The sequence below is a fragment of the Nostoc sp. DedSLP04 genome (assembly GCF_034530775.1).
In the GTDB taxonomy this organism is placed as follows: Bacteria; Cyanobacteriota; Cyanobacteriia; order Cyanobacteriales; family Nostocaceae; genus Nostoc.
In genome coordinates, this window is record NZ_JAVRCL010000114.1 from 1 (window position 1) to 12191 (window position 12191).

The 12191-nt window shown below is 43.0% G+C and carries 9 protein-coding genes and 1 pseudogene; 5 read left to right on the plus strand and 5 right to left on the minus strand.

Translation table 11 applies throughout. The features are described from left to right. From RMX89_RS33865 to RMX89_RS33875, 3 genes and pseudogenes are all read left to right on the plus strand, one after another. Positions 1-86: pseudogene (locus RMX89_RS33865) on the plus strand (photosystem II protein D2); the annotation flags it as partial. Beyond that, a complete protein-coding gene (psbC, locus tag RMX89_RS33870; protein WP_322671256.1) occupies positions 70-1461 on the plus strand; it encodes a photosystem II reaction center protein CP43 in 1392 nt (463 codons plus the stop codon). The pseudogene RMX89_RS33865 and the gene psbC, both read left to right, overlap by 17 nt. 125 nt (positions 1462-1586) lie before the next feature. Further along, positions 1587-1772, plus strand: a complete 186-nt coding sequence (locus RMX89_RS33875) for a PCP reductase family protein (RefSeq protein ID WP_322671257.1) — start codon at positions 1587-1589, stop codon at positions 1770-1772. Positions 1773-1883: 111 nt separating this feature from the next. Here the strand turns inward: RMX89_RS33875 and RMX89_RS33880 are convergent, their stop codons facing one another. The 3 genes from RMX89_RS33880 to RMX89_RS33890 form a co-directional block, all read right to left on the minus strand. Continuing rightward, a complete protein-coding gene (locus RMX89_RS33880) occupies positions 1884-2720 on the minus strand; it encodes an SWIM zinc finger family protein (RefSeq protein ID WP_322671258.1) in 837 nt (278 codons plus the stop codon). A 103-nt stretch (positions 2721-2823) separates the two neighbouring features. Further along, positions 2824-3660, minus strand: coding sequence for a nucleotidyltransferase domain-containing protein (locus RMX89_RS33885; protein ID WP_322692065.1), 837 nt, complete (start codon positions 3658-3660; stop codon positions 2824-2826). Continuing rightward, positions 3657-8321 (minus strand): SNF2-related protein, encoded by a 4665-nt coding sequence (locus RMX89_RS33890; RefSeq protein WP_322692066.1) that lies wholly within the window; start codon positions 8319-8321, stop codon positions 3657-3659. Before RMX89_RS33890 ends, RMX89_RS33885 begins: the two co-directional genes overlap by 4 nt. Positions 8322-8464: 143 nt before the next feature. Between RMX89_RS33890 and RMX89_RS33895 the strand changes: the two genes are divergently transcribed. Both RMX89_RS33895 and RMX89_RS33900 read left to right on the plus strand, forming a co-directional pair. Next, the gene (locus RMX89_RS33895) at positions 8465-9007 is read left to right on the plus strand and encodes an N-acetyltransferase (protein ID WP_322692067.1); all 543 of its coding nucleotides are present in this window, start codon (positions 8465-8467) and stop codon (positions 9005-9007) included. 101 nt (positions 9008-9108) lie between these two features. Further along, positions 9109-11265 (plus strand): polyribonucleotide nucleotidyltransferase, encoded by a 2157-nt coding sequence (locus RMX89_RS33900; protein ID WP_322692068.1) that lies wholly within the window; start codon positions 9109-9111, stop codon positions 11263-11265. A 217-nt stretch (positions 11266-11482) separates the two neighbouring features. Here the strand turns inward: RMX89_RS33900 and RMX89_RS33905 are convergent, their stop codons facing one another. Together RMX89_RS33905 and RMX89_RS33910 are read right to left on the minus strand one after the other, a co-directional pair. Then, on the minus strand, positions 11483-11629 hold the full coding sequence (locus tag RMX89_RS33905; RefSeq protein ID WP_322686912.1) for a type II toxin-antitoxin system HicB family antitoxin: 147 nt from the start codon (positions 11627-11629) through the stop codon (positions 11483-11485). A gap of 18 nt (positions 11630-11647) precedes the next feature. Beyond that, positions 11648-12191 (minus strand): HEAT repeat domain-containing protein (locus tag RMX89_RS33910; protein ID WP_322692069.1); only part of this gene is annotated, 544 nt, incomplete at its 5' end.

Genomic DNA, 12191 nt, shown 5'->3' on the forward strand with positions numbered 1-12191 from the left:
TCCGCGCTTGGATGGCTCCTCAAGATCAACCCCACGAACAATTTGTATTCCCTGAGGAGGTATTACCACGTGGTAACGCTCTCTAATAGACCAAATATCTTAGGCGGCGCTGGACGCGACCAAGAATCCACCGGGTTTGCCTGGTGGTCTGGTAACGCGCGTTTAATCAATCTATCTGGCAAACTACTGGGTGCTCACGTTGCCCATTCTGGTTTGATTGTATTTTGGGCTGGAGCGATGACTTTGTTTGAAGTCGCTCACTTCATTCCTGAAAAGCCCATGTACGAGCAGGGCTTGATCCTGTTACCTCACCTCGCCACTCAGGGCTGGGGTGTTGGTGCTGGTGGTGAAGTTATCGATACTTTCCCCTACTTTGTTGTCGGTGTACTCCACCTAATTTCCTCAGCCGTCCTTGGCTTTGGCGGTATCTATCATGCCGTTCGCGGTCCAGAAACCTTAGAAGAATATTCTTCTTTCTTTGGTTACGACTGGAAAGACAAGAACAAGATGACCAACATCATCGGATTCCATTTGATTATTTTGGGATTCGGTGCATTGCTTTTAGTGTTAAAGGCAATGTTCTTTGGTGGGTTGTATGATACCTGGGCACCAGGTGGTGGTGATGTTCGGATTATTACCAATCCGACATTGAACCCAGCAGTTATCTTCGGCTATGTAATCAAGTCTCCCTTTGGCGGCGAAGGCTGGATTGTCAGCGTCAATAACTTAGAAGATGTGGTCGGTGGTCACATCTGGGTTGCCTTTATCTTAATTTCTGGTGGTATTTTCCACATTCTTACCAAGCCTTTTGCTTGGTCGCGTCGTGCATCCATCTGGTCTGGTGAGGCTTACCTCTCCTACAGCTTGGGCGCTCTTTCTCTGATGGGCTTCATTGCCTCAATCTTTGTTTGGTTTAACAACACCGTTTATCCAAGCGAATTCTTTGGTCCTACCGGTCCAGAAGCTTCTCAAGCTCAGGCTTTGACCTTCTTGATTCGTGACCAACGTTTGGGTGCTAACGTCGGTTCTGCCCAAGGCCCTACTGGTCTAGGTAAATACCTGATGCGCTCTCCAACTGGTGAAATAATCTTTGGTGGTGAAACCATGCGTTTCTGGGATTTCCGCGGCCCTTGGTTGGAGCCTCTACGTGGTCCCAACGGTCTTGACTTGGAAAAAATCAAGAATGATATTCAGCCTTGGCAAGCTCGTCGCGCTGCTGAATACATGACACACGCTCCTCTGGGTTCTTTGAACTCCGTAGGTGGTGTTGCTACCGAAATTAACTCCTTCAACTACGTATCTCCTCGCGCTTGGTTGGCGACTTCTCACTTCGTACTAGCATTCTTCTTCCTAGTTGGTCACTTGTGGCACGCTGGTCGCGCACGGGCTGCGGCTGGTGGTTTTGAGAAAGGAATTAACCGTGATACTGAGCCAGTGATGTTTATGGACGACCTAGATTAGGTTGTAAAGTTTATTTCATCACTGACAATTAATTTAAAAGCTCTTGCATAAAAGCAAGGGCTTTTTTTATAGGAAAATTAGTAATCTATTAATTAAAATGAGCGACTTGCCAAGGTAACTAATCTATGAACGATTCCAATTTTATTGATGCTTTGCGATGGACATCTGAAGCTAAAGAAAAGTTACAAAATATTCCCTTTTTTGTCCGCTCTCAAGCTAAAGCCAGAATTGAACAGCTGGCTCGTGAAGCCGGCCAAGATGTTGTGACTGCTGATTTGGTAGAACAGGCTAGGCTTGAGTTTGGACAATAAATCAGGAGTCAGAATTCAGAATTGGTAAATACTCTACCAATAAAGGGATAAAGTTTTAAGGCGAGAATATTCTAGTCAATTTAATTCATAATTACGAATTACGAATTATTATCAACTTCCTCCTACATTCATCGCTGCTAAAACAGCCTTCTGGCTTACATCTCTGTAAACGGTATTCAAATATTTCATTACCACATCACTCGAAGTTGAATTTACTGCGTTTTCCTCTTCCTTTGCTAGGGGAATCGCTCCCAAGACATCTAATATCGTCTCGCTGCTAGACGGTACAATCACTACTAAAGATGACTCTAGTGGCTCGTTGTATTGCCAGAAAGAGTCAATTTTTACTGAATATTTGTTATTAGTAATTGACTGTTGAACATCAGGCGTTTCTGTAGTATTGGGTTCAATCTTGGCACTACGTAATTTACGCAAATCGCTGATAATTTGCTCTTTGGAACGTCCGCGTAATTGAAATAGTACAAAGGGGTCTTCACTGAAGCGATCGCCTAACTGATAGTATATCGCACCAATGTGTTTACAAGGATTTGCTTTATCAGGACAAGAGCATTTACTGTGAACGTCACCAAGGGTAAATGGAAATATCGAAAGACCATTAGCTGTGAAGACTTCTTCTATATTTTGTGGCATTTCTCCTGCTAGTAGCTTGGCAGCAAAAATTGCCCTTTGTGACATGGTTTCAATTACATAACCCCACTGTTCATCGGTAAATGGTTCAAGGGAAAGGGAAACTTTATAGGGTTCTACTTCACTGCCTTGCACCTTAGCCAATACTTTTGCACCTTTAAATTCGATGCTCAGAACATTTCCTTGACGAGCATAATTTCTCGCACGTTCTAAACGCTTTTTAAAACGATAGGAATCTAGCAAATCTAGCCATTGTTGTGACCACCATTCTCGACTTGCTTGTAATGTGTAATTAGTCATGATTTTACCTTTAAAATTATTGGATAATATTGAAATTCAGTCATTAATTATGAATTTATAAATCAAATAATAGAAATAAGACTATACCGCTACAAGTGTTTCTTCAAAACTTAAAGTTACCCTCAGATAAATTAATGAGTGTATTAATCCAATGCAAATCATTTTTTGCATCTCGATTTAACCGCAGCATGTCGTGAAGGTTCATTACTTGGTATTGATATCTATTGAGTAAAGCGTTCAATACATTAAGAATAGATGTCTGATCTAGGGAAGGGTAGGAGTGTTTTAGAACCTCAATTAACATCTGACTGCCGCGCTGTTCAAAGTGAGCAGATGGAGACATGGAAGAAGGATTTTTGAGGAAATAATCGTCAATTTGCATCATGCTTCCGCGAAAATTGTCCAGCAGTGATTGTGCATAGAAAAGTTCTCCACGCATGACTCGACGATATACTTCCTCGGCTTGTGCTAGCCCTTTGCCGATCAGTCGATTCACCTCATCAACATCTAGTGTAAACTCTAAGCCAGAAGAAGCTTCAATAACTTGGTGTATTAACTTTTTAGGATCGTAAATAACTTGAACAGGTTGTAAGTACCAAGGGGAGGGCTGAAGATTCTCTGGCTGGTAGTAAAGGACATCGATTTTATTGAATGGATGGAAGTGAGAGACGCAAACCCATCGAATTCCTGCTGGCCACTCGTTGTATAGCCATTCTCCCCAGTATTTAGGAGCAGAAAAACGCTCATCAAGAAATTGCTCGTATAATTCTGGTTGAACAACAACTCTAAAATCAATATCAGAGAATTCATCGGTTGTCCCTGATGCTATAGATCCTTGAACGAATAAAGCCTCAACACCTTTCTTCACTATAAAATAATCAATGACTTTTTTAAGTAAATGTTGACGTGCTGAATTTAACTCGTCTGCATTAAGTTTCATCCTTCATCCTCGTCAATTACTGCGCTGCGATCGAGTATTAGTAAGTTGCGAAGTTGGTCTGTATCCAGTTCAGTTAACCATTCTTCACCAGCACCAACAACTTGTTCAGCTAGTTGTTTCTTACTTTCGATCATGTCATGAATTTTTTCTTCTAAAGTGCCTGTGCAGACAAATTTATGTACTTGTACATTCCGGGTTTGACCAATCCGAAATACTCTATCTGTGGCTTGATTTTCTACAGCTGGGTTCCACCATCTATCAAAGTGGAATACATGATTTGCTCGTGTTAAATTCAGTCCGACACCACCCGCTTTCAGAGAAAGAATCATAATCGGTGGCCCTTGAGGATCGTGTTGGAAACGGTCGATCATTTCCTCCCGTTGTTTTTTGCTGGTGCTGCCATATAAAAAGAATATTTCTCGTCCTAACTGTTTTTCTAAATAGGGTTTAAGTAATTTACCCCACTCAGCAAATTGTGTGAAGATTAAAGCGCGATCGCTTTCTGCTAAAACTTCTTCTAACATTTCTTCTAGGCGCAGAAGTTTGGCTGAATTATGTTGCTCTAATGTCGCTTCTTTCAAATATTGGGCTGGGTGATTGCAGATTTGTTTGAGTTTGATTAGTAAAGCCAAAATCATCCCCCGGCGTTGCAATCCTTCAGCAGATTCAATCTCTACTAAAGATTGTTCGACAATTTGTTGATAAAGTGCAGCTTGTTCGCCAGTTAAACCGCAAAATACGGTCATTTCTTGCTTATCTGGTAAATCTTGAATGATGTCGCGATCGCTTTTCAATCGCCGCAGTATAAATGGTTGCACTAATGAACGTAATTGAGTCAAAGAAGCTGTATCACCATACTTTTCAATTGGCATGGCAAACCGACGCTGAAAAAATTGCTTATTGCCTAAATACCCTGGATTGAGAAAATCCAAAATAGACCATAGTTCTTGCAGTCTATTTTCTACTGGTGTCCCCGTCAACGCAATGCGAAATGTCGCTTCTAATTCCCGGACTGCTTTTGACTGCTTGGCCTCTGGGTTTTTCACATTCTGGGCTTCATCTAAAACAATTATTTGCCAAGATACGCTTTGCAATGACTTGATATCTCGATGAAGAAGTGAGTAGCTGGTAACGATTAAATCATGCTTTTTCACTGCTTCTAAAAAGGCTTTCCCTTTTGGGCGTTTGTCACCGTGATATTGCAAAATTTTCAGGCTTGGTGCAAATTTATTTACTTCCCTTTCCCAGTTGCCTAAAACAGAAGTTGGACAAACTAGCAGTGTTGGATTTTCTAGTGCATCCTGTTCTTTCAAGTGCAGCAGAAAAGCAATGAACTGCACAGTGTTATGGCAAATAATATTGTTAGCGACAAAATTATGATGTTCGTTAACTTCAAAGTCATAAACCCATCCATCATAATCTATGTTCTCTATTGATTCTATCCGGCAATAAAATACCTCTTGGTCGAGAAGACATTGCAAAGACTGTCTTGTTAAGCTCAACTGTTCTACATCTAGGTTGCTATATGCTGACAAAGTTTGAGTTGTCCACTTAGAAGGTTTTAGTAGCTGATACTGTTCTTGGGCTTCTCCACTAATCATCTGGCTCATCCCAGCTATTACTCGCTGTAAGCTATCTCTAGAAAATTGCTGTGAACCATTAATGTAAACAGTGTTGTGCATCCCAAAATGCCGCAACGGTAGCCCTGTAGCCGTGACTGTTTGAGCAACAATATCAGAAGCAGGAATTCCTTCAATATTTGTGTTGCTGACCAGTTGACAAATTTGTTCTAATTTGCTCTGTTTTTCTGAGTTATTAAAACCAATTTCTTGCAAAAATCTGCGGGCAGAATTTCCTCCTATTACACCAATATAGTAGGTGCGTAAAGTACGAGTTCCATTCGTGGCACACTTCAGTTTGGGCGATATTCGCAACCAAATGCCGAAGCGCCGCAACAGTGCAGAAACTTGCTGAATCAGTAAAGCTGAAGCTGTAGCAATTTCGATACTTACCATACTCAAAACAACAGCAGATTCAGCATCAAAATAATTTTGTAAAAATATCCGCACACTATCCAAATCTGCCTGCATAATGAAGGGCGGAATAGATTTTTCTGCCGAGAGCTTACCCCAAACATAACCTTTAGCTTCTAAGAATCCCCGATAGGCTTGGCTGTTAACTCGAAGAGCAGAAACTCTGTTAGGGAAGGTAGAGATATTAGGGCTGTTAATTTTGAGGTTATAGCGGTTTTGAATGCGTTGGCAAATCTGGAGTAGATCCTCTAATACTTTGGTGTCTTTTTGGGATATTGTGACTCTTCCCACATCGGGTAGTTCATGCCCTTCAGCAATCTGCCAAGCAAGAAACTTGACTAAATCAGGGTCTTGTGGTTGTCCATTCCAGAGCATTTTACTTGGTACACAAACGTAATCGCCCACCTGTAAATTATTTGTCCAACCTTTACTTGTTAGTAACTTATGACGATGAGTGATAGTGATACTATTACCGTCTTCTAAGGTAATTTTTCGTAATTTCTCGCAGACTTGCTGCCGATACAACCGCCTAACATTAGCCTGGACAATTTTGCCAGTTTTTTCATCTATGGAATTAACTAGTAATTGCTTTGTGGGGTTAGCCCAAAATCCTTCACCGTCAAAGTCTGTTTCTCCAGCGTGAGTTGTCCAGATTGTCTCGGCTGTGCGTAACAATCCATTTACATTTACTAAAGTATCATTTGCTACGCATTTACCGAGTCCCATATCGTCGGCGAGACACGCTCCTAAGCCCCAACGTTCCAAGAAGGATAGCCAAGCAGCACCACGTTCTTGATAAGGTCGCAATTGTCCTTTAAAAGCTGCTGGTGTGGGCAAAGGTGCGATCGCTTGATTATTGTTTAACGCCCCAATTAACTCTTGCAATGCCCCAGATGCCTCAAAGCTAACCACTGGTAATTTTTCAATTACCTGGGTATCCCCTCTACTGAAACGCAAGGCATCTTCCAAGGAAAGCGCCATTTGGTCTTTGCGAGTGGTAAAAAATGTTTGGGCTGTCTTGATATCTTGAGGGCGCAATTCCACCCACTCGCCGTTAATTTCCACTAGCGGACTATTTAAAGCCACAAGTTTATCAAACTCAGCTTTAGAAATAGTTTGTCCACCAATTGCCAATTGCCATTGGAAATTTAGTAGACTTTGCAATCCTAAACGCCCCTGCTTTTTCTTTGGGGTTTCGGCAGTAATTTTCAAACCCAAACGATTTGCCCATCCTTCACGGTTCGCTAAACTGGGAGGCAAAATTACTCCCAAACCACTGTCTTCTAACCTCCAAGCTACAGCCTTGATAAACTCATAAGCTTGCATGGGGGTGATACGAGAAAATTGGGGATATTCGGTTTCAAAACTGGGTGCGATCGCTGGATATAAACGGGAAGCTACCCCCAAACCTCGCAAAAATGTTTCTTGTGGTTGGTCAATTATCCGATTTTCATAAACCAATCTTTCAACTGGATTGTTCCAAATAGTTGCTGCATCCACTAAAAACTCTAAATCGTCAGCCGCTTGCAAAAAATACGCCAATGTCCAATCTGTTTCGCCAGACTCTGGAGAACGCAGTTGAAAACAGGTACGAAATAGACTTTTAAGAGTTAATTGGTATTGTAGCGGCATAGTCCAAGCCTTCAGTGCCGCTTCCAGCCTTTCCACTTCAATTGCATCTGCATTGACTATATGAGATGCAGTAGTTAAGGCTGGCAACCACTGTCGCACCCCAGACGGTAAAGATGCAATTGCCTTAGCTTCAATTGGAGGTTGAGAACCTACCATTTCTCTCACTTGGGCATCTATCGTACTGTTGAGAAATCCCAAAAGTAATTCTTGAGGTTCTGTGGGAAAGTCTACATAAAGTAGGGATTGGGAAAACTCCTCCCCAGCCCCCACTTCTTCTTGATAAGTGCGACAAACCAACGGTATATTCCCAGAAAATCTTTCTAGGCGGGTTCCATCTACTGCACTATCTAGAAGTACTCGCCACTTAGCAGCAAATGCACCATCTGATTTTCGGTCAATTGTTGGTAAAAACTTACACCGGGAGATTAAATCTAAACTCCATCGGGCAACCTGCGACCAAAAGCGTAAATCTCCACCCAAAAAAGCATCTTCCCCTTTCGCAGCATTTAGGGGAATAGCAGCGAGAAATTTTACTGCTTCGCTGGGGTTGAGACAAAAACCTTCAACTCGCCACGGTTGCAAATATTGCGGGGAGTCTGTATTTTCCCCTAAGCTAGCAGAATGTACAGGGAAAATCGCTGTTGTTCCTCGATCGCTACCTTCTGGGATATAAGTTGGTAGGGCAATGATTTGAGAGTGTGTTGGTAAACCGATCTCAGGCGCGCTGGCGGCTTTGCGCGTTCGCTTAGTAGTTGCGATCGCTTTGCCCGTCGCAGGCATGGCAACTTGAGGTTTTTGAATGAAGTTGGTAATTGCCATGTTCTGGGAAGGCAACCACTCACTCAACTCAACTGATGTCATTGCCAATGGATGTACTGGGATATCTCCAGATCCATTAGACTCGAAATTCACTCGTGGCGATCGCCAAGTTTCCCCCCAAATAAATAAACAACCATTTTGATTTTTTAGTAACCAATTACAGTGTAAAATCGCCATTTGCTAACTACTCAGATTTTCCCAAAACTCTAGAATTAAAATCACAATTATTCTACTTTTTGCATCTTCTCAAGAAGATTTATTGTCTAAAATTCTCATATAATAAATATTTCAGTAATTATTCCACATAAACACTGTTAATAATGAATTTTCCCCTAATTAAAGTCTTAAAAAATGGGATGTTAGTGGAACTGGATTATATGCATCCTCAAGAACACGAGGTTGTAAGAGCATTACTCAATGTTGTAATTTTTGAAGGTAAAACCTATCCTCAAAAGCAACCTCTCTCTCCTACAGAATTTTCAGCTTACTGGTTAAGCAAGGATGCCTTTGTTGTCAGGACATCTGTTATAGATCCTACACACAAGCCAAAAGAAATATTAGGGGCGTTTTATTTAAAGCCAAACTTTCCCGGTCGGTGTAGCCATATTTGCAACGCTGGTTTTATTGTACAACCTGAGTTACGCGGTCAGGGTTTAGGACGGTTCATGGGAGAGGCTATGCTTTCGATCGCAACAAACCTGGGCTACGAAGCAGTAATGTTTAATTTGGTCTTTGAGACTAATATACCTTCAATTACACTTTGGCAGTCGTTAGGATTTGAGATTATTGGGCGAATTCCGGGCGCGGCGAAGCTAGAGAATGGGCAGGTAGTAGACGCGCTAATCTTGTATCACACGTGTTGAACGACTTGTTTATCTTTGTATGTAACCCAAGTCAGCCATAAGGCATAAATGTTAGGATTGCCACAGAAAGAGAATAGCGAAAGAGAAGGAAAAAAAACTGAATGGCAGAAGTTGATAAGTCAATATCCTTCGATGGAAGGGATATTCGACTGAAAGTAGGCCTATTAGCTCCCCAGGCTGGTGGGTCGGTTTTGATAGAATCAGGGGACACATCCGTTTTAGTGACGGCTACGCGATCGCAAGCCAGAGAAGGCATTGATTTTCTTCCCCTTACTGTAGATTACGAAGAAAGGCTATATGCCGCAGGTAGGATTCCCGGCGGGATCATGCGGCGCGAAGGTCGTCCACCAGAAAAAACAATTCTCACCAGCCGTCTTATAGACCGTCCCATGCGTCCTTTGTTCCCCTCATGGTTGCGGGATGACTTGCAAATTATTGCCTTAACGCTGTCGATGGACGAGTTAGTTCCACCCGATGTGTTAGCAGTTACAGGCGCTTCCATCGCTACCCTGATTGCCCAAATTCCTTTTAATGGGCCAATGGCAGCAGTGCGGGTTGGTTTAGTGGGAGATGATTTCATTATTAACCCCACTTATGCAGAAACCGAAGCTGGAGATTTGGATCTGGTAGTAGCAGGTTCACCACATGGCGTGATCATGGTGGAAGCGGGAGCCAATCAGTTGCCAGAGCGAGATATTCTTGAGGCGATTGACTTTGGTTATGAAGCAGTGCGGGACTTAATCAAAGCGCAGCAAGATTTAATCGCCGAACTGGGTCTAGTAATAGTGCAAGAAGCACCACCAGAAGTAGACCAAACGCTAGAAAATTATATCCGCGATCGCGCCAGCGGCGAAATTAAGAAAATCCTGTCTCAATTTAGTTTCACCAAACCCCAACGCGATGCAGCTTTAGATGTCGTCAAGGATGAAATTGCCGCGACGATTAGCGAACTGCCAGAAGAAGACCCAATTCGAGTTGCTGCAACTGCAAATAAGAAGGCACTTGGTAACACTTTTAAAGATATTACCAAACACTTCATGCGGCGACAAATCATCGAAGATAACGTCCGCGTTGATGGTCGTAAACTCGATCAAGTGCGTCAGGTTTCTTGTTTAGTTGATGTCTTACCAAAGCGAGTCCACGGCAGCGGTTTATTTAACCGAGAACTAACTCAGGTATTATCCACTTGTACTCTGGGTACACCTGGGGATGCTCAAAACCTCAACGATGACATGCAGCTAGATCAGCACAAGCGTTATCTGCATCATTACAACTTCCCCCCCTTCTCAGTCGGTGAAACCAAGCCAATGCGGGCCCCAGGAAGGCGTGAAATTGGTCACGGGGCATTGGCAGAACGAGCGCTAATACCTGTGATACCGTCAAAAGAACAATTTCCCTACGTGATTCGCATCGTATCGGAAGTACTTTCTTCTAACGGTTCCACCTCAATGGGTTCAGTCTGCGGTTCCACCCTCGCCCTGATGGATGCTGGTGTACCAATTATCAAACCCGTCAGCGGCGCGGCAATGGGTCTGATTAAAGAAGGGGACGAAGTACGAGTCCTGACCGATATCCAAGGCATTGAAGACTTTTTGGGCGACATGGACTTCAAAGTTGCCGGAACGGATACCGGGATTACCGCCTTGCAGATGGATATGAAAATCTCCGGTTTGTCTTTGGAGGTTATAGCCCAAGCCGTCCACCAAGCCAAAGCAGCCCGGTTGCACATTCTGGAGAAAATGCTCGCCTGCATTGACACACCACGGACTGAAACCTCACCTTATGCTCCACGTCTGTTAACAATCAAGATTGATTCAGACATGATTGGTTTGGTCATCGGGCCTGGAGGCAAGACTATTAAGGGCATCACAGAGGAAACGGGTGCAAAAATTGACATCGAAGATGATGGCACCGTGACAATTTCCGCTGTGGATGAGAACAAGGCCAAGAGAGCCAGAAATATCATCCAAGGTATGACCCGCAAGTTGCACGAAGGGGATGTCTACGCCGGACGCATTACTCGGATTATACCGATAGGTGCATTTGTGGAATTTTTGCCTGGAAAAGAAGGCATGATTCACATATCTCAACTAGCTGACTACCGCGTTGGCAAAGTTGAGGATGAAGTAGCGGTAGGCGATGAAGTGATTATCAAAGTGCGCGAAATTGATAATAAAGGTCGCATTAATCTCACCCGCTTGGGTATTCACCCAGATCAAGCAGCAGCAGCAAGAGAAGCAGCGGCGGTGAATCGGTAACTCGATTTGGGATTTTAGATTAGATTAAATCTAAAATCCGCGATGCCTATCGTGAAGGCATCGCCGTATGCTTCTCTAATTTGAAAAATTACGAATTACGAACTTATACTGAGCGACTTGTGCCGAGCGAAGCCGAGGTAAGTCGAAGTATTACGAATTATTTTAACGACTTTTCTAGTGTTTTTGGCTCTGGTAGTTGACCGTCAGCCAAAGATGATTAAATCAGCATTTCTAAAACTTCTTGAGCATTTTTGAAAGCTTCTTCGTAAGTATCTCCGTGAGTATGACAAAATCCCCATTCAGGAAGACTCACAACAAAACACTCATCTTCATCAGACCACTGAATAACGATTGTATATTTCATATTTACTCATACACTCTTTTACTTCTCTAATTCTGCCAACTTCTGTTGAGCAAAGTTTCGCACTTCCTGATCTGGGTCATTCTCTACTTTGTCGCGCAACAATGGTAAAGTCTGGGGATGTTGAGGAAATTGCTTGATAATTATCTCCAGTGCAACGCGCCGAGGGTTGGAATTAAACGGGGAATTATGCCTATCTTCAAAGGAGTCATTTACAGCACAGTTGTAGTAAATTTCAAACAACTTAGGCTGATTTCTAAAGTGTTTGGTTAATGCTTGGATGGCTGCACGTCGCACATTCCCATTATCATCAGCAGTGGCGCGGTCTTTGAGAATCGAGCGGGTGTCCGGGTCATCTTTGAAATTGCTGGTTAATGTTTCGATGGCTGCACGTCGCACATTCCCATTATCATCAGCAGTGGCGCGGTCTTTGAGAATCGAGTGGGTGTCCGGGTCATCTTTGAAATTGCTGGTTAATGCTTCGATGGCTGCACGTCGCACATCCTCTTCATCATCAGCAGTGGCGCGGTCTTTGAGAATCGAGTGGGTGTCCGGGTCATCTTTG

What these genes read in the sequence shown, in the direction of transcription:
- RMX89_RS33875 (WP_322671257.1), top strand. Translation starts at nt 1,587, where the DNA reads ATGAACGATTCCAATTTTATTGATGCTTTGCGATGGACATCTGAAGCT.
- RMX89_RS33880 (WP_322671258.1), bottom strand. Translation starts at nt 2,720, where the DNA reads ATGACTAATTACACATTACAAGCAAGTCGAGAATGGTGGTCACAACAA.
- RMX89_RS33885 (WP_322692065.1), bottom strand. Translation starts at nt 3,660, where the DNA reads ATGAAACTTAATGCAGACGAGTTAAATTCAGCACGTCAACATTTACTT.
- RMX89_RS33890 (WP_322692066.1), bottom strand. Translation starts at nt 8,321, where the DNA reads ATGGCGATTTTACACTGTAATTGGTTACTAAAAAATCAAAATGGTTGT.
- RMX89_RS33895 (WP_322692067.1), top strand. Translation starts at nt 8,465, where the DNA reads ATGAATTTTCCCCTAATTAAAGTCTTAAAAAATGGGATGTTAGTGGAA.
- RMX89_RS33900 (WP_322692068.1), top strand. Translation starts at nt 9,109, where the DNA reads ATGGCAGAAGTTGATAAGTCAATATCCTTCGATGGAAGGGATATTCGA.
- RMX89_RS33905 (WP_322686912.1), bottom strand. Translation starts at nt 11,629, where the DNA reads ATGAAATATACAATCGTTATTCAGTGGTCTGATGAAGATGAGTGTTTT.